Annotated in this window: 14 protein-coding genes and 1 pseudogene; 12 read left to right on the top strand and 3 right to left on the bottom strand. The window is 42.2% G+C overall.

The window, feature by feature from the left end:
- Nucleotides 1-2: 2 nt before the first annotated feature.
- The 10 genes and pseudogenes from atzF (at nt 3) to RV13_RS16135 (ending at nt 13,108) form a co-directional block, all read left to right on the top strand.
- On the top strand, nt 3-1,694 hold the full coding sequence (gene atzF / locus RV13_RS16175; protein WP_028020101.1) for an allophanate hydrolase: 1,692 nt from the start codon (nt 3-5) through the stop codon (nt 1,692-1,694).
- 173 nt (nt 1,695-1,867) lie between these two features.
- A pseudogene (galE, locus tag RV13_RS16170) lies at nt 1,868-2,851 on the top strand (UDP-glucose 4-epimerase GalE).
- Nucleotides 2,852-3,077: 226 nt separating this feature from the next.
- Nucleotides 3,078-4,292: an ammonium transporter gene (locus tag RV13_RS20705; RefSeq protein ID WP_060789615.1), complete on the top strand. Its 1,215-nt coding sequence runs from the start codon at nt 3,078-3,080 to the stop codon at nt 4,290-4,292.
- A 15-nt stretch (nt 4,293-4,307) separates the two neighbouring features.
- Complete coding sequence (locus RV13_RS20700; protein WP_010744182.1) at nt 4,308-5,735, top strand: amino acid permease; 1,428 nt, start codon at nt 4,308-4,310, stop codon at nt 5,733-5,735.
- Nucleotides 5,736-5,756: 21 nt separating this feature from the next.
- Nucleotides 5,757-6,683, top strand: a complete 927-nt coding sequence (gene glsA, locus RV13_RS16160) for a glutaminase A (protein WP_028020103.1) — start codon at nt 5,757-5,759, stop codon at nt 6,681-6,683.
- Between the two features lie 82 nt (nt 6,684-6,765).
- Nucleotides 6,766-7,005, top strand: a complete 240-nt coding sequence (locus RV13_RS16155) for a hypothetical protein (protein WP_028020104.1) — start codon at nt 6,766-6,768, stop codon at nt 7,003-7,005.
- 271 nt (nt 7,006-7,276) lie between these two features.
- Nucleotides 7,277-8,110: a BglG family transcription antiterminator LicT gene (gene licT, locus RV13_RS16150; RefSeq protein ID WP_028020105.1), complete on the top strand. Its 834-nt coding sequence runs from the start codon at nt 7,277-7,279 to the stop codon at nt 8,108-8,110.
- Nucleotides 8,111-8,424: 314 nt separating this feature from the next.
- Nucleotides 8,425-10,272: a beta-glucoside-specific PTS transporter subunit IIABC gene (locus RV13_RS16145; RefSeq protein WP_028020106.1), complete on the top strand. Its 1,848-nt coding sequence runs from the start codon at nt 8,425-8,427 to the stop codon at nt 10,270-10,272.
- Nucleotides 10,273-10,301: 29 nt separating this feature from the next.
- Entirely contained in the window at nt 10,302-11,711 is a 1,410-nt protein-coding gene (locus tag RV13_RS16140) for a glycoside hydrolase family 1 protein (protein WP_028020107.1), read from the top strand.
- Nucleotides 11,712-11,956: 245 nt separating this feature from the next.
- Complete coding sequence (locus RV13_RS16135) at nt 11,957-13,108, top strand: cation:proton antiporter (protein ID WP_010744185.1); 1,152 nt, start codon at nt 11,957-11,959, stop codon at nt 13,106-13,108.
- A 200-nt stretch (nt 13,109-13,308) separates the two neighbouring features.
- Here RV13_RS16135 and RV13_RS16130 read toward each other — a convergent pair whose 3' ends face one another.
- A complete protein-coding gene (locus RV13_RS16130; protein ID WP_060789616.1) occupies nt 13,309-14,064 on the bottom strand; it encodes an SDR family NAD(P)-dependent oxidoreductase in 756 nt (251 codons plus the stop codon).
- A gap of 190 nt (nt 14,065-14,254) precedes the next feature.
- Between RV13_RS16130 and RV13_RS16125 the strand changes: the two genes are divergently transcribed.
- Nucleotides 14,255-15,490, top strand: coding sequence for a PucR family transcriptional regulator (locus RV13_RS16125; RefSeq protein ID WP_028020109.1), 1,236 nt, complete (start codon nt 14,255-14,257; stop codon nt 15,488-15,490).
- A 41-nt stretch (nt 15,491-15,531) separates the two neighbouring features.
- Here RV13_RS16125 and RV13_RS16120 read toward each other — a convergent pair whose 3' ends face one another.
- The gene (locus RV13_RS16120; RefSeq protein ID WP_010744188.1) at nt 15,532-16,134 is read right to left on the bottom strand and encodes a YczE/YyaS/YitT family protein; all 603 of its coding nucleotides are present in this window, start codon (nt 16,132-16,134) and stop codon (nt 15,532-15,534) included.
- Nucleotides 16,135-16,222: 88 nt separating this feature from the next.
- Between RV13_RS16120 and RV13_RS16115 the strand changes: the two genes are divergently transcribed.
- Complete coding sequence (locus RV13_RS16115; RefSeq protein WP_028020110.1) at nt 16,223-16,888, top strand: cyclic nucleotide-binding domain-containing protein; 666 nt, start codon at nt 16,223-16,225, stop codon at nt 16,886-16,888.
- A gap of 88 nt (nt 16,889-16,976) precedes the next feature.
- Here the strand turns inward: RV13_RS16115 and RV13_RS16110 are convergent, their stop codons facing one another.
- A complete protein-coding gene (locus tag RV13_RS16110; RefSeq protein WP_028020111.1) occupies nt 16,977-18,752 on the bottom strand; it encodes an ammonium transporter in 1,776 nt (591 codons plus the stop codon).
- Nucleotides 18,753-19,169 lie beyond the last annotated feature (417 nt).

Here is a 19,169-nt window from a genome sequence, read left to right as displayed (position 1 = left end):
GAATGCTGAAACAAACGATTCGTCAGCTGCAAAATTGCTATCAAGAGAAAAACATCACGGTAGAGGAAGTTGTCGATCAAGTACTCGCCTCAGCGAAGAAGCACGTACACTATAATTGCTGGATTTATCTACTGGAAAAAAAGGAGATCATGGCCTATGTAGATAAGCTTCCGTCTCCGGATTTTGAAGAAAAGCCATTGTGGGGTATTCCATTTGCGATTAAGGACAATATTGATTTGGCTCATGTACCGACGACTGCTGCCTGCCCGGAGTTTTCCTATATACCTGAAAAATCAGCAAGGGTAGTGGCGCAGCTGCTTCATGCAGGGGCGATCCCTATCGGAAAGACCAATATGGATCAATTCGCTACTGGTTTAGTGGGAACTCGTTCTCCCTATGGTGCAACGAAAAATGCTCTTGATCCAGAGCTGATCAGCGGTGGCTCCAGTTCTGGTTCAGCGGTCGCGGTGGCGTTAGGGCAGATATGTTTTGCGCTGGGAACAGATACTGCCGGTTCAGGAAGAGTCCCAGCGGCATTGAACAATATCTTTGGCTATAAAGCGGCCCCAGGATGCTACTCGACAGAAGGGGTGGTGCCGGCTTGCGAATCTCTTGATTGTGTTTCAATTTTTGCTCGCGGGATGGAGGATATTTGCCTGATTGATCAGCAGTTAAATACTGAAAAAGTAGTACCTTCTAATCCAAACCCGAAGCCTGAAAAGCTTCTTTTGCCTGATGAAGTAGAATTCTTCGGTCCGTATGCTGCAATGTATGAAGCTGCTTGGCAAAAGACCGTAAAGTATTTCAGAGAATCAGCGCACGTCGAGACGATAGAAATGGCTCAGCTTCAGCAGGTGGCGCGTTCTCTTTATGAAGGGCCTTTTGTAGTTGAACGGGACGTTGCGATTGGTGAATTTGCGGATTTGCATAGTGATTCGATTGTGGCGCCATTAGCAACGATACTAAAGCAGGCAAGACAAGCCGATTATTCAGCAAAAGCACTTTTTGAAGCCCAGCATGTATGCAAACGAGTTGAACGCTCTCTAAAAAATAAACTAGCGGACAGCCTGCTGATATTGCCGACCTGCACCGGTACTTGGCGAATCGACCAAGTTCTCGCTGATCCTCTCTTTACGAATAGTCAAATGGGACTTTATACCAATCATTGCAATTTACTAGGATTGAGTGCTACGGCGGTTCCTGCGCCAGTGGCTAGTGAAATGCCTTTTGGAATCACGTTATTTTCAACTCCAGAAGATGAACCTCTGCTGAGAAGTTTTGCGTCAGAGCTTGATTCAACTGAGGCGAGGACGGAGCTTGTAGTATGCGGTCTTCACATGAGAGGGTTTCCTCTTGAAAAGGAAATGCGTGCCCATGGAGCAGAGTTCGCCTATGAAACTAAGACTTCTTCTGATTATCTTTTATATGAGCTGCACACAGAACCCCGCAAGCCAGGCTTGTTTCGCAGTAATGAGTGTGGTCAACCGATCGACGTAGAGGTCTGGCGCATCCCTGATAAAAAGCTTAGTCAGTTTATTCAAACGATTCCTTACCCTTTAGCCATCGGAAAAGTAGTGCTGGAAAATGGCGTAGAAAAACTAGGGTTTGTCTGCCAAAAGTATTCCGCAGAAAAAAAGAAGAACATTACACATTACGGTTCATGGAGAAATTATCAAAAAGAACTTCAGGCCTGATTATAAAAGTAAGAAATCAATAGTTAAGGACTAGCGAATTCAGGTTAGTCCTTTTCTTTCTGCTTGGACGAAGCAAAATCAACGGATTTCCGATGAGAATACGATATACTTTAAAAAATTTACATTATTAAATGAATGACAATAATAATTGTAGAGATTTTAGGAGGGATCGTATGACGATATTGGTTGTAGGTGGCGCAGGATATATTGGCTCCAATGCTGTGGATGCATTGATTGCTCAAGGCTACGAGACTGTTGTAGTAGATAACTTGGTGACAGGATTTAGAGAAGCAGTGCATAAGGAGGCGCGCTTTTATGAAGGGGATATTCGGGATAATTCTTTCCTACGCTCTGTTTTTCAAAAGGAGGACATCGAAGCGGTCATGCATTTTGCCGCCTTATCACTAGGCAGAGAATCAATGGAGCAACCGTTGGATTATTTTAGTAACAACGTAGGTGGAACTCAAGTGTTATTAGAGGTGATGGAAGAATTTTCAGTCAAAAATATCGTCTTTTCCTCCTCTGCAACTGTCTATGGGAATACGGAAAAGGTCCCGGTAAAGGAAACGAGCGCCTTAGCACCAATCAATCCTTATGGATAAACCAAACGGATGATGGAAACGATGATGGACTGGCAAAGCAAGGCGAAGGGGTTGAGATTTATCGCCTTGCGCTATTTTAACGTTGCTGGAGCGAAAAAGAATGGGACTCTTGGAGAAGTTCGGCAGCGCCTTATTCCAATGATTTTGCAAAAGGCGTTGAAGGATGAGGCCATGCTGCTTTTCGGTGATGACTACGACACACCTGATGGGACATGTATTAGAGATTTCATCCATGTTTTAGATTTGGTTGAGGCCCATATTTTAGCGTTGAACTATTTGACTAACGGCGGGGAAAGCCAGATTCTTAATGTGGGCTCCGGCAAGGGCTGCTCTAATTTAGAGGTGGTTCAGGCGGCTAGAATAGTTACGAAAAAACCGATCCCTATCAAAGTGAAGCCCCGTGTGAAAGGTGATTCGGCGATTTTAGTTGCATCTAACGACAAGATCGAGAGGCTTTTAAATTGGCATCCTGCTCAAAGCGAGATTGAAGAGATTCTTACCGATGCTTGGCATTTCCAAGAGCGATATCCCTTTGGTTATCGAAATGATCGGTAATTTTTTTTGAGAGTCATTAATAAAAGCTCCGCATATATATGAATACTAAGATAGAAGCGTTGAAATTTGAACGCTTTCTTTTTTTGTCCTGAGTGACCTGCTGAAAAAGAAAAATCAAAATAGTTCCTCATTATTTATTTTTTTCGCAGCCAAACATAAAAAAATCAACAAAAAATTAGTCAAGAAGTTTTCTATACTCGTCTATGTAGAAAAGAGGTGATAAGCAATGACAAATTTCTCGATGAACACAGGAGACACGGCATTCATGATTCTGTGTACAGCGATGGTCTGCTTGATGACACCGGGCTTGGCCTTTTTTTATGGCGGCCTTGCACGAAAAAATAATATTTTAACGATCATGGCGCAATCCTTTTTATCTGTCGGAATCACTACGATCATGTGGGTATTCGGCGGCTTCAGGCTTGCGTTTGGGCGTGACATTGGAGGCATTATTGGTAATCCAGCAGATTTCTTTTTAATGAGACATGTGACAAGTATGCCGGATCTGTTCCACGGCGCAACGATTCCGTTTTTGATGTTCTTTTTGTATCAATTGATGTTTATCGTGATCACCGTTCCTTTGATGACTGGCGCGTTTGCCGGCAGATTGATTCTAAAGGGGTACGTACTGCTTGTGGTCTTTTGGAATCTATTGGTGTACTTTCCGGTCTGTCATTGGATCTGGGGCGGCGGCTTCTTACAGCAGATGGGCTTTAGAGATTTTGCCGGTGGTGCGGTTATTCATACGACAGCTGGTTTTGGGTCATTGGCTTGTATTTTGGTTTTAGGTCAACGAAGGATTTCGCTCGATGAGCGGCAGAAGCACAGTAATCTGATGGCGGCAGCGATCGGTACAGGCCTGCTTTGGTTCGGCTGGTTCGGCTTTAATTCTGGCGGTGCGCTGCGAGCAGATGTTCAAGCGGTCAATGCCTTTGGTTCGACCTTTATGGCGTTGGCTTTTGCGATGATTACTTGGTTGATTATGGCGAAAATTAAGGGACACGGCTTTGATTTCGTGGATGTACTAACAGGCTCGGTGGCGGGCTTAGCGACAATTACACCTTGTGCCGGTTATGTAGAGCCGAAAAGTGCTCTCTTAATTGGTATTATCGCTGGGATCGTTTGCCATGAGGCAGTGGACTATCGCAAGAAAAAGCAATGGGATGATGCGTTAGATGTTTGGGGCGTCCACGGAATGGGCGGCTTTACAGGCACGATTCTTATTGGCATCTTTGCTACAAACAGCCATTTATTGTCAGATGGCAGCAGCTGGTTCTTGTTAGGCGTTCAGGTGGCTGGTGTAGTGATTGTGGCGATCTATGCTTTTTTATTAACCACAGCAATCTTAAAGACCAGTATGCATTTCACCACCATCACAACGACCAAAGAGGAACAGGAAGAAGGCTTGGATTTTACCTTTTTCGGAGAAAAAAACAAATAGAAAAGAGGAAGTTCCATGGAACAAAGCAAAACGAAGATTCCTGCGAAGAAATTGACGTTCTTTGGATTTTTAGCCATGACGATTTCAATGGTGGTCTCGCTGTATGAATATCCCACCTTTGCGACCTCAGGGTTTAGTTTAGTGTTTTTCCTATTATTAGGCGGATTATTATGGTTCATTCCAGTGGCGCTGTGCGCGGCGGAAATGGCGACCGTGAAAGGCTGGGAGAAAGGCGGCGTGTATACGTGGGTCAGCCGTACATTAGGCAAACGCTTCGGATTTGCGGCCATCTTTTTTCAATGGTTTGAAATTACGGTGGGCTATTTAACTATGCTGTATTTTTTAACTGGGGCACTTTCTTATGCCACGGGGATTTCAGCGATTCAAAACAATAAATTTTTAAAATTAGCTATTTTACTGATCATTTTTTGGGCGATCTTAGTTTCGCAATTAAAGGGGACAAAATATACCTCTTTGATTGCTCGAATCGGGTTCGTTGCGGGGATTTTACTCCCAGCGTTGGTCTTGTTCGGCTTGGGGATTCATTACGTCGCATCCGGTGCGCCTTTGCAAACGACACTGTCAATGAAAACCTTAATCCCGGATTTTTCTAAATTACCAACATTGGTTGTCTTTGTATCCTTTATTTTGGCTTATATGGGGGTCGAAACTTCGGCTAGTCACGCCAATGAAATGGAAAATCCTAAAAAGAATTATCCTTTAGCGATGTTTGTCTTAGTCATTTTGGCAATCATTTTGGATACCTTTGGCGGCTTGACGGTTGCGACGACGGTTCCGCAACAGGGCTTGTCCTTGAATACTGGAGTCATCCAATCTCTTGAATTCTTATTGCGAAACATTGATCCGCATCTTGCTTGGATCGCGAAGATTTTAGCGCTTCTTGTTTGTTTAGGGGTTATTGGAGAAATTTCTTCTTGGGTCACTTCACCTTCAAAAGCCCTCCATGTAGCTGCTGAAGAAGGCTTGCTGCCTGATTATTTCGCAAAGGAAAATAGTCACGGAGTTCCAGCGCATTTAATGATCGCTAATGGGATCGTGGCGACAATTTGGGCAGCCGTCTTTACCTTAAGCGGCGGCGGGAACAACCTGTCCTTTCTTGCGGCGATGTCGTTGACCGTTGTGATCTACCTGATGCTGTATTTCATGTTCTTTGCCGGCTATTTGAAGCTGGTCTTTTCAAATGAAGGGCTTGAACGGGCTTATCAAGTACCTGGCGGAAAGGTTGTCAAAACGATTATCGCTTGTTTAGGACTGTTGACTTCACTTTTTGCCTTTTGTATTTCCTTTGTTCCGCCCGCAAGCATCGCGGCTGGACAGCATAGTATTTATGAAATGATTTTAGTCGTTTCTTACCTGATCGTATTAGTTATTCCATTTGCGATTTACGCGTGCCGACACAAATTTCAACATGCGGAAAAATAAAAGAGGAAAGTTGGATTTAAAATGGACGAAGAAGAATTAACACAATTAATCAGTAAAAATTTTCACTATTATCAAACAGGAAAAGTCGCCGATTATATTCCGGCATTAGCAAAGGTTGATCCCAAACAGTTAGGGATGGCAATTTATGACTTAGCTGAAAAACACCTGATCACAGCAGGCGACGCCAATGTCCGTTTCGCCATCGAAAGTATGTCGAAGGTACCGGTTTTACTACTGGCGATCAACGATAACGGCACAGATAAAGTCTTCCAGACGATCAATACCGAACCGACCGGTTTTGCCTTTAATTCAATCATGAATATGGAAATCAACCACCGGAAGCATCCGATGAATCCCTTTGTCAACGCGGGGGCGATCGCGACGACTTCTTTGATCAGCGGGAAAACACCTGATGAAAAATTTGAACGTATTTTGGCCTTCATGAAGCTGATTTGTGATGATCCAGAGATTACCTTAAATGAGGAAATCTACCGCTCAGAATCAAAAACGGGGGATATCAACCGTTCATTGGCTTATTACATGAAGGGAAATCAAATGATTGAAGGGGAAGTCCCAGCGATCTTAGATACGTACTTTAAGCAATGCTCCGTGAACGTTACCGCAGCCGGCATCGCAAAATTGGCTGCCGTGTTGGCGAACAAGGGTGTCGCTCCTTGGAATGGTCAACGAATCGTTTCAGAAAAAAGCGCGACGATCGTCAAATCCATTATGACCACCGCCGGCTTATATGATGAATCAGGGGAATTCTCCGTTCATGTAGGGGTCCCAGCGAAAAGCGGAGTTGGCGGCGGATTAATGGTCGCAGTGCCTAATCGGTATGGAATGGGTGTTTTCAGCCCCGCCTTAGATGCTTTTGGTAATAGCGCAGCGGGGATTCAGCTATTGACCGATGTGATTCAAGAATTATCTGCCGATATTTTTGATTGATTCGAGAGTTCTAACTAGGTATGAGGCAGTATCAAGTGCTTCATTCTAGTTTTTATAATAAAAAAGTGAATAAGAGATCGATATGATGAAGATGATGGAAATAAAAATACTAAAAATTGGCGATGAAGTAACCGCTCAAACAGTTGACGGGTCTTTAAAAACAGGAATCGTTACAACCTTTGGTCAGCATGTGGTTATTATTTCCTGCGGCGCATATCGCTATACCGTTAGAAAAAGCGAATTGAAGGCACAAGGCTATCGAATGCCGCCATATAAGAAACATGTTCACTTTGCGCTGCAGCCGAACGTGAAGAGAGCTTGATAAAATAAGAAGAGCAGAGGGATGCCAAAAAGAACGCTTCCCTCTGCTTGTTTTTGGCAAGTAAGAGAACTGTGTAAAAAAATATTGACAGGACTCGGGAATTCATGATAACCTTTCCATAAGTTCTTGATGTTATTACTTCGGGTAAGCATGCGGGAATTGAAAATGAAAAATGTTGGATGTTATCACTTTATGTGAGCAGGACCTATTTACCGCACAATTGACGTGTATGTAAATGGGCTTTTTTTATGGCTAGCGAGGGAAATATTTTATGATCATAAAACGGGTATTAAATAATAATACGATTATTTCTTCAAACAGCAAGGGTGTCGACGTACTGCTGATGGGCAAGGGGATTGCCTTTGGGAAGAAAAAAGGGCAAGTCGTCGACATGGAACAGATTGAAAAGACATTTTTACTGAAGGATAAAGAAACGCAAAGTAAATTCACCGAGCTATTACTCAATGTACCAATGGAGCACATTTTAGTCTCTGAGAAGATCATCAATTTCGGGAAAATCAAATTAGGTAAGAATTTGAATGAAATTATCTATGTTAATTTGACCGATCATATCCATTCAGCGATTGATCGCTATAGAGAGGGTTTGATTTTGAAAAATCCACTACGTTGGGATATCGCACGCTTTTATCCTGACGAGTACGCGGTAGGCGAGAAGGCGATTGAAGTAGTCCGAAATGATTTAGGGGTGTCCTTCGAGATTGACGAGGCGGCCTTCATTGCGATCCATTTTGTTAATGCCGAGATGGACAAAACGTGGGAATTTGCCTACGAGATTGCGGAAATCACTAAGAAAATCGAGACGATTATCAAAGAGCATTATCGAACAGAATTCGATGAAAATTCGTTGGATTATTATCGTTTCATCACTCATGTGAAATTCTTTGCACAGCGTTTGCTGGCAGGAGACCATTATGATGATGAAGACGAGGAATTATTGAATACGTTGAAGCATAAATATGAAGGCGAATACGCCAGTGCGTTAGAGATTAAAGAGTATGTCCAAAAGGACTTTGAGTATGAATTAAGCTCGACTGAATTGCTCTACTTGACCGCACATATCAGACGTATCACCAAAAATTTGTAACTAGGATTGTTATCCCACCGGAGCATGACCTAGAGCTAGTCCAAGGACAGCTTTAGGTCTTTTTTTGCCAGTTCCACTATTCACAGTTTATTTAGAGAGAGATCAAATTAGTGACCTATAAAGAATAATTGAACAAGAAGTTTAGTGGAATGGTATGCGTGACGAAAAGTAGAATTATTTTTCAGGTTTTTAGAAAAATAATGACATTAGTAAGAGATAGCTGCCAGTTCCACTGTTCGCAGTAATTATAGCGAAATCGACCCCATTTTTCATGAATTAAGAAAAATGAAGACTCATAGAAAAGAGGAGAAAGAATGAAATACGAAAAAACAGCAAAACAAATTTACGATGCCGTTGGCGGCGGCGACAATATCCAAACGGCGACCCATTGTATTACTCGGCTACGGTTGATTCTAAAGGATCAATCACAGATAAACGATGAGACAGTCAAATCAATCCCAGGAGTCATGGGAGTAATGAAAAAGGCAGGGCAATACCATATTATTCTAGGAAATGATGTCGCGAATTACTATCGAGCATTCGCTAAATTAGGGAATTTTAGTGCGGAGCCTGCAAGTACTACAGAAAAGAAAAATTTATTTGAAAACTTAATAGATGTAATCTCAGGCTGTATGTCGCCTCTGATCCCAGCATTATTAGGCGGTGGGATGATCAAGGTCCTATTGATTATTTTACCATTGCTAGGTGTACTGAGTGAAAGCTCTTCTACTTATGCGGTTCTGACATTTTTTGGTGATGCGCCATTCTATTTCATGCCTGTGATGCTGGCGTTTACTGCTTCACAGAAATTCGGTGTGACACCGATGTTGGCCGTGGCTGTAGGAGGAATTATGCTGCATCCGAATTTTGCGGCGATGGTGGCCGCTGGTGATCCAGTAAGTATTTTTGGTTTACCGATCACGTTAGCTAGCTATGGCTCATCTGTTATTCCGATTTTGATCATGGTTTGGCTGATGAAATACATCGAAGTGTTTTTCAACCGGATCATTCCGGCGGTGATGAAAAATCTCTTACAACCCTTAGCTGTTTTATTGTTATCTGCCATTATTGCAATGGTCGTTGTCGGTCCGCTCGGGACATTTGCAGGACAAGGATTATCTGCCGCAGTTATTTGGATTCAGGCAAAAGCGGGCTGGTTGGCACTTGGTTTGATGTCCGCGTTTATGCCGCTAATCGTTATGACAGGTATGCATTGGGCATTTGCACCAATTTTCTTGATTGCCTCTGCTGCAACACCAGATGTTTTGATTTTACCAGCAATGTTGGCGGCAAATCTTGCCCAAGGTGCAGCAGCGATGGCCGTTTCAATGAAAGCCAAAGATAAAAATTTGAAGCAAGTAGCATTAGGAGCGGGAATTTCTGCCCTGTTAGCTGGTGTAACTGAGCCGGCATTGTATGGCGTTACGTTGAAGTATAAAAAGCCATTGTATGCCGCGATGATCTCAGGCGCATTATGCGGAATCTTTATGGGGATCACAGGAGTAGAATCTTATGCGTTTGCAGTGCCGTCTTTAGTAGCTCTGCCGCAATTTATTAACGGGAGTATTGATGGAAACTTTATCAATGCCTGTATCGTAGCCGCAGCGTCGATTGTAATCACCTTTGCTTTGACTTGGTTCTTTGGGATTGAAGAGGAAGTTAAGACAGAAGATACTGTCTTAGAGGTAATGGAAAGCGGCAGCAGCGATCCTAAGAAGGTATTGGCGCCGGTGAAGGGAAAAGTAATTTCTTTGGATAAGGTTAATGATTCAGCGTTTTCAAGTAAAGTGATGGGAGAGGGAATTGCTATTCTTCCTGAAGAAAATACGATTGTCGCGCCATTTAATGGAACAGTCTCTGCCTTATTCCCGACAAAACATGCGATTGGATTGACTAGTGAAGCAGGAATGGAGCTGCTGATTCATGTTGGGATTGACACTGTAGAGTTGAATGGTCAATATTTTGAAAGTCTTGTCGCTGTTGGCGATACAATCAAAGCAGGTCAGCCATTGTTGACGGTTGATTTTGCCGCCGTAAAAGCCGCGGGTTATGACACCGTGATTCCGATCGTAGTGACAAATAGTGATACTTTTATCGACGTAGTACCTAAGGATGAAATGAAAACTGCGGATTATGAAGACGCCGTTTTGTATGTGATTTAAACGAAACAACGAATTGGAGAGTGTAAGAAATGAGTAGATTTCCAGATAATTTTTTATGGGGCGGAGCCGTTGCCGCGAATCAATGTGAAGGGGCCTATTTAGAAGATGGTAAAGGGCTAACCGTGCAAGATGTGACTCGCAAAGGTTGGCATGAAACGCCTAGCGAAGAACCATTGGAGGATAATTTAAAATTAGTCGGGATTGATTTTTATCATCGCTACAAAGAGGATATCCGCTTATTCGCAGAGATGGGCTTCAAGGTCTTCCGTCTATCGATTGCTTGGGCACGAATTTTTCCGCAAGGAGATGAACAAGAACCGAATGAAGCGGGCTTAGCTTTTTATGATGCGGTTTTTGAGGAATGTTTAAAATACGGGATTGAGCCGTTAGTAACAATGTCTCATTACGAAACGCCGCTGCATTTGACGCGGACCTATGATGGTTGGCGCAACCGAAAAATGATTGATTTTTTCGAGCACTACGCTCGGACAGTTTTTACCCGTTACAAAGATAAGGTCAAGTATTGGCTGACCTTCAATGAAATTAATTCGATCACTCATGTACCGTTTCTTAGCGGTGGGATCAATACTCCGAAAGAAGAATTGACGCAGCAAGATATTTATCAAGCCATTCATCATGAGCTAGTTGCCAGCAGCCGAGCGGTTCAGGCTTGTCATGAGCTGATTCCAGAGGCGCAGATTGGCTGTATGATCTTAGGTGTACCGGTCTATCCGTTGACGCCAAAACCAGAGGATGTACTACAGTCTTTGGCAACGGAACGAGAAAATTTTTTCTTTTCAGATATTCAAGTACGCGGCTATTATCCAAGCTATGCGAAGCGGATGTTTAAAGAAAATCAGATTGAATTGGACATTCTTCCCCAAGACTTAGTGGATTTGAAGCATACGGTTGACTTCATTTCCTTCAGTTATTATATGAGTGTTTGTGAATCTGCTGATCCGACGAAAGAAGCAGGCGAAGGGAATATTATTGGCGGTATCCCTAATCCATATTTAAAGGCCAGTGAATGGGGGTGGCAGATTGATCCCAAAGGTCTGCGCTACTACTTAAATATCCTGTATGATCGCTATCAAAAACCTGTGTTTATCGTTGAAAATGGGTTAGGTGCGGTCGATGAACTAGTTACTCTGGAAAATGGCGAAAAAACAGTCATTGATGATTATCGAATCGATTATATGAATGACCACTTGGTTCAAGTCGAAGAGGCGATCGAAGACGGCGTTCCTGTGATGGGCTATACCTCTTGGGGCTGTATCGACTTGGTCAGCTTCACCACGGCTGAAATCAAAAAACGCTATGGCATGATTTATGTAGACCGCAATAGCGATGGAACAGGTACATTGGAGCGCTATAAAAAGAAAAGTTTTAACTGGTATAAAGAAGTGATCGCCTCAAACGGAGATTCACTGGTTAGATAATTGAAACATGGAGTTCGAGTTCGTATCTTTTACGAGACTCGGATTCTTTTTTTGAGAAAGTATAAAATTTTTCAAGTGACTGTCTTCATGTAGCCGTAATTTTGATAGCTTAATTCTCCAATGCAGACTGAGTTTGCAAAAGCTTTCTTGTTGTTAATCTCATTTTTCCAATAGACTTCCTTGTTGGAAGCGAATACAATTGAATTAACGCTAGCTTTTCATTTTGCGTAGGTGGAGGCGAAGAGATGGAGTTTATTGGTGTTTTGTGTTTGATCTTAGTAAGTGTTACCTTAGCTAGTCACTTTTCACGAAGAATAGGGATTCCAGCAGTGATCGGGCAATTGCTTGTGGGAATTCTCTTGGGAAACGGCGGCTTAAGGATTGTCCATCCAGATATCCTGGTGAAGGATTTTTCTGAGATCGGAGTGATCTTACTGATGTTTTTAGCAGGAATCGAAAGCAACCTGCCGCTGCTGCGAAAGTATTTTCGGCCGGGAGTTTTCGTTGCCTTGCTGGGCATTTTATTTCCTTTATTATTAGGAACGGGGAGCGGGAGTCTCTTCGGTGTTCCAATAAGCCAATCATTTTTCTTCGGATTAATTTTAGCGGCGACCTCTGTTAGTATATCCGTTGAAGTTCTAAAAGAATTAAAGGTCGTTAAAACCAAAGAGGGTTCGACCATCTTAGGAGCAGCTGTAGTGGATGACATTTTAGTTGTGCTAATCGTTAGTCTATGTATGCCGTTATTAGGAGTTGAAGGTGGGAGCGAACGACCCTTAGGCTTCATGTTGATTGCTCAAGTGCTTTTCTTTCTCGCGGTTTTCTTCTTGATTCGCTGGGGGGCGCCGTATCTGATGAGATTGAGTAAGAAGATATTCGCTCAGTCTTCTGTCATCATCGTATCTCTGACGCTATGTCTGAGTATGTCTTTCGTGGCGGATTTTATTGGCTTAAGCTCGGTGATTGGTGCCTTTTCTACCGGGATCGCGATTGGTCAAACCAACGTTTGGAAGGATGTAAGGTACAATATTGAGGCAATCGGTTATGCGGTATTTATTCCGGTTTTCTTCATTAGTATCGGTCTAGAGGTGACTTTTGACGATCTAGCGAAGCAATTGCTATTTATTCTTTTTTTTACAGTCATCGCTATTTTTTCCAAGCTGTTAGGTGGATTCATGGGCAGCCGTTTCTGCGGGTTTGATAAGCAAAGCAGTTTAATGGTAGGGTCAGGCATGGTGTCTCGTGGTGAGATGGCTCTGATTATTGTGCAGCTAGGATTCCAAGCACATCTAGTTACGGGAAAGTATTATTCTTCTATTATTTTGGTCATCTTATTCACTACGTTATCGTCGCCGTTTTTATTAAAATATTTCACAAAAAAGCTTTATCCAACTTAAAGGATTACATCCTAAAAACCGCTTGTATGATTGAAATGATACAAGCGGTTTTACTTTTTATAAAATATTGTGTTGTTTTTCAGATTTTTTTATCTAAAAAGAGGGCGTTGGTTTTTTATTCGCATCTTGTTGATCTTGATCGGCCGTCTTAATTTCTGATAATTATAGGTCATTTAAAGCACCTCGTTTTCCTTTGGGTGTTAGATTGCTGTCCACCCGCCATCGCATGTCAATATGGTTCCTGTGACGTAAGAAGATTCTTTTGCTGCCAGGAAAATTAATGAAGAATCCAATTCCCCTTCGCGGCCAGGTCGATTAATCGCTGTTCGTAAGGTAATAAACTCATTCATGGCCTCCATCGCTTCAGAACTGTTTGCTTCTGATTCAAAAAAGCCAGGACAAAGCGCGTTTACGGTGATTCCTTTCGGCGACCATTCTGCTGCTGCTTGACGTGTCATATTGACGACCCCGCCTTTAGCAGTTGCGTAAGGTAAAATTGGTAATTCTTTCAAGCCTCCTTTACCTAGAATGGAAGAAACGTTGACTACTCGACCGTAGCCTTTTTCGAGCATTACTCGTCCAAAATACTTCATACAATAGAAGATACCGTCTAAATCAAGGGCAATGACTTTATGCCACGTTTCTTCAGATAGTTCTTCAATTGGCGCACCAGAGCCCCCGCCGGCGTTGTTCACTAAGATATCAACTGTACCAAATTTGTCAGTTACCGCTTTGACTGCTTCTTCAATTTGGTTAGTATCGGTTACATCGCAAGTTACAGGTAAACACTTCACTCCCAGGGTCTCTACCTCTTTAGCTACGCTTTCTAGTTTTTCGGTTCTTCTTGCAAGGATAGCGACATCCGCTCCTTGTCTCGCCAAAGCCAAAGCAAATTGGCGGCCAAGTCCCGCCGACGCGCCGGTTACGACTGCTACATTTCCAGTTAAATCAAACACATAAATCTCCTCTTTTCTAAAAAATAGTTGGTACGTTCATCGTATCACAAGGCCTATTCTTTCAGCTTTGGGGATAAGCAAAAATAAAAAAGATGATTTTGTGATAATGCCCAAAGTGCTATATAATTTTAAAAAAGAAGGTAGACCAATCTAGCGTTTTTAAAATGGCAAACATGGGGGTGTATTGGTAATGGAAAAAGAATTGGATTTTATCAAATTGTATGAAGAAATATACAAGTGTCTGCCCAATAGAAATATTCAAATGCTGCTTGATGTTTGTTATGAGGTCGTCGGGGTGCCGATTCTTGTGGTTGATATCTTATACAATGTTTTGGGAAATGCGCCAAAGGAACAGACCGGGGACCCGCTTTGGGATGATCTGATTTCCCGAGGCGGGCTTGACACGGAGCAGATCGCTTCTCTTTACGAAGATGGAATTATTCAGTCCGTTGATAGTGAGAAGGCTCCTTATATCGTTGATTGGGGATCAAGCAAAGAGCAGCCGAAAATTCAGGGGATCATCAAGGTCAACGGGATCGTGGAAGGGTATGTGACCATGTGCTGCCGCCGGGAACAAATTACGCCGGAGCGCATCAAAGCGATGGAGATCATCATGAATATCTGCTCCTATTTCTTCGTTCGAAATGATTCTGAGAGCAGCATGAATGACACTTATCGAAAGGTATTCGTTAGTGAGTTGTTCAATAACCGCATTCAAACAGAAAAGCAATTGCAGACGTGGTTTTACAATATGCAGCATGAGCTACAGCCGCCGTTTCAGGTTGCAGTAGTCAGTACCGAGACCGAGCATGAAAAAAATGTCCTCTCCTATATGCGCAAAGCGTTGCAAAAGCTCTCGGAGCATCAGGTTTTATTGATTCAGAACAATATGCTGTATACTCTCCGATACCAATATAAACCTGAGCAAAAGAGCAGCACTGAGGACAGTGTCAGCGCGATTTTAGCAATATTTGGCGCTCAATGCGGCGTCAGTCAAGAATTTGACAACTTGTTAGAGGTGGCGATCTATCAACGGCAAGCCGAGGATGCCCTAGAAATAGGTCGAGAAATAAGCAGAGACAAGCTGCTGTATAACTTCGATGATTACCGTACCCCGGCGATCCTTTTGCCGCGAGTGAAAGAGCTCACGAAGGTCAGCTATGTTCCTCAGGTCATCACAGATATCACCGATTATGATAGAGAAAACAGTACAGAGCTTTTTATTACCTTAAAATGCTATGTGAACAACATGCTAAATACTTCTATCACAGCTAAAGAGCTTCATCTTCATCGGAATTCTCTTCTGTATCGAATTGGACGGATTGAGGAAGTGTTTCAGCTGTCATTAAAAGACCCAAAGACTTTTCGAACGCTGCTTCTTGCATTTTACATGATAGAGCTGGAGGAGCAGCTTTATCATGAGTGATACTTACATAGCGCTAACGATAATTTTATTCATACAACTAGTTATTCCTTTGCCCAAGCGATAACGGGTGACAATAATAGAAAACTGATCACTGTACCTTCGCGCACCATCAAGGTTAAATGGAAGAAAACGGTGAAAAGAAGCGCGGTCAAAATACAAATCAAATCGATGCTGTAACGATAAAACTTGAAGCTGTGTTCCGTTCTCTCAGAGAGGAAGAGACAAAAGGTCTCGATTGGGAATTTAAGTAATTGATATTTCAATACTTTTCCAGTACCGATTCCAGCGATGATTGTTCCTAGAATAAAGAGTAGGCATCTTAGAATATAGGCATGCAGAGAAAAAAGCGGAAAAATAAAATACGTGAAGAGATTAATTGTGGAGCCAAAAAACAGCAAGGCAATTCCCATTGTCAAATAGTTTTTCAGTTTCTTTTTCGGATCTAGGTATAGACAACCGATCAAGAATAAAAAATTCAAGCCAGCGGTAATCGTACCAATTTTAATGTGGCTAAATTCTGCTAGTGTTGCATTTAAAGAGTTGAAGCTGCTCACTCCGATGCTGGCTTTCAGTGTTAAGCTGATGCCGAAAGCACTTAAAAGATAGTATAAAAAAGAAAGAGTTAATTTTTTTTGATTCGTCATAATTGTTCCTCCATTAACTAATTGATAGGATGAGTATGAAGGAATAAAAAAATTATCACTAGGAGATATAGCCTAATTAGGGGAAAAAATGAAAAAAGAAAAATTTAGCATGGAAAATAGGCCGCGATTTAATGACTTATTTCCTTTTTTGACAGTATCAATTTTAAAACAAAGTTTCTTAGTAATCTATGAACGCAATGAAAAAATCGTCAAGCAAACGATCAAGCCTGATTATTTATATCTTCTTTTAGAAGGGAAAGCACGAATTCTCCAGCAGGAGCCAAATGGAAAAAGCTTGATTCTGCAATTTCTTGAAGTGGGAGATTTCATTGGAGAACTGACCTTAGTGAAAGCGGAGGAGACACCTAAGGATGTGATCGCAATCGGCGCTGTTCGGTGTCTCGCGATCCCATTTACGGTAATAGAAGAGGAGCTGATGAAGGAGGCTGAATTTCCAACATACATTGCTCGATATATCGGAGAAAAACTTCTGCTTAGAATGGAACATTTTTCAAACGCCCAAACGTTTGAATTGAAATATCGTTTGGCGGCGTTGTTGTTAGAAGTTGCTGTCAATGAGCAATACCATGAAAACAATACGCAAATCGCAGATTATTTGGGTACTAGCTACCGGCATCTGATGCATACCTTTAAAAACCTGCGAGAGCAGGGGTATATTGAAAAAATTAAAGGCGGCTATTCGATTGATTCGCAGAAGCTGCGAGAATTAATTCAGAAAGGAAACGAACGGTGAAGGATAAAAAAACCGCCGATAAGAAAAATCTTATCGACAGTTCAAGCAGATTAAGAGTTCTGAGAAAAGGATTGATTTGATGGGTTTCTTAATCTGCGTGGTACCCTTGTAATGCTTCGGTCCCTTCATCGTTGTTGCTGATGCGAACCACATTATCCATTGCAGAGACAAAGATTTTTCCGTCACCGGGCTGTCCGGTGTGTAAAATCCGTTTCATTGTATTAATTACCTGATGTACTGGAATGCTGCTGATTACGACATCCACCTTTACTTTTGGCAAAAGTTTGGTGGGAACGACAGAGCCTCGATAGTATTCGGTGCTGCCTTTTTGAATACCATGACCTAATACTTGTGTCACCGTCAGACCTTCAATACCGATTTTTTCTAAACCTTTTTTCAAGTCTTCTAATTTGTTTTCGTTGACTACCACCGATACCATTGAGATTGGTAGCGTTTCTAATTCATCAGGTCTCATTCTTTTCCATCCTGATTGCGTTGTTGTCGTTTTTCCTTCAGCTGTTTCTACTGCTTCCATTTGTAGAGTTGAAATATCTGTTGCCAAAGCAGGTTCCTTTGCGAACATCGTTGGAGAAGCAAGGCTGCTATTTGTCTGTGGAATCTCATTACTGTCTGTCATATCGGGTGATACGACAAAACCGCTATAGGCACTTTGCAGACCGTGTTCTGTTACATCAAGTCCTGCGAGTTCAACCTCTTCTGAGACTCTTAGACCAACCGTATATTTCAATGCGAAAAAGAGAACAGTGGTTGAAGCACCAACCCAAGCAGCGGTAATTAACACGCCAAAGATTTGTGTAAAGAAGAAACTTGCGCCGTCACCGTAGAATAGTCCCCCATCTAAAGCCAACAATCCAGTCAACATCGTTCCAAGAGCTCCACAAACCCCATGAACCCCTACAGCTCCAACAGGATCATCCACCCGAAGTTTTTTATCAATGAATTCGACCGCGAAGATCATCGCGGCTCCAGAGGCCAATCCAATGAGACATGCGCCGCCTGCGCTCACCATGTCACAGCCAGCAGTAACCCCTACTAGGCCAGCCAAAGTTCCATTTAAAGTTAAAGAGACATCTGGCTTTTTATATTTGAACCAAGAAATAACCAATGCGGTCAATGTTCCTGTTGCCGCTGCGATGTTCGTATTGACCAAAACATTTGAAGCTAATACCAAGGTGTCATCACCAGTCATTGAAGTGGTTGAACCACCATTAAAGCCAAACCATGAGAACCATAAAATAAAGACACCCAATGCAGCTAAAGTTAAATTATGACCAGGGATGGCATTTGATTTCTTATCCTTAGTATACTTACCGATTCGGGGACCAACGATGGCTGCCCCAGTGAAGGCTGCGATCCCGCCAACCATGTGAACGGCTGTTGAACCAGCAAAATCGTGGAAGCCCATTTCTGCCAAAAAGCCGCCGCCCCAAATCCAGTGACCTGAGATTGGGTAAATCAAACCACTAATCACCGCACTGAAAATACAGTAGGCGATGAAATTTGTTCGTTCGGCCATTGCCCCAGAAACGATTGTTGCCGCTGTTGCACAAAAGACGGTTTGGAAAAGTAGGAAGGTTGGTGTAGGAAGGTCAAAAGCCAGAGAGTTTCCAGCGAAAAAGTGAATCCCGCCGAAAATCGCGCTGCTTCCTCCGAACATAATCCCAAAACCAATCAACCAATACAGCAATGTCCCGAAGCAGAAATCAATCAAGTTTTTCATAATAATGTTTCCGGCATTTTTTGCCCGAGTAAACCCAGACTCCACAAGTGTGAATCCCGCCTGCATGAAAAATACCAGAAAAGCACCAAGAAGTGTCCAAACAACATCAATTGAAGAATACATAAAACCAACCCTTTCTGTTTATGTTATATTTTCTAACATACTATACTGAAAAAAGTATCTGGTCAAGGTTTTATGTAATGAAAAATGTATTTTTGATGAATTGAATAATTTTTGCGAACATTTCATGTGATATTTTATAACATGAAAATTGCGTCTATTTCTGGATATAGTTCTCATAAATAAAAGACTATTAATAGAAATTTTAAAAAAAAGCGAAAATGAACATCTCTTAAAAGCGGTAGTGGAGCAAATCGCAGGTATTTCCTAAATGATTATTTGGCTTCTGTTATTGTTCAGGAATTGATTTTAATTAGAAGGGGAAGAGATGTCTTTTTTTATCGGATGAATTAAAAAGGGGATGCAAAAAATCAGAATATTCTAACGTATATGAGCTAATTTCATAATTATCAGCCCTTG

Source organism: Enterococcus raffinosus (assembly GCF_001886185.1).
Lineage (GTDB): Bacteria > Bacillota > Bacilli > Lactobacillales > Enterococcaceae > Enterococcus_A > Enterococcus_A raffinosus.
This window is presented reverse-complemented; position numbering and strand designations above follow the sequence as displayed.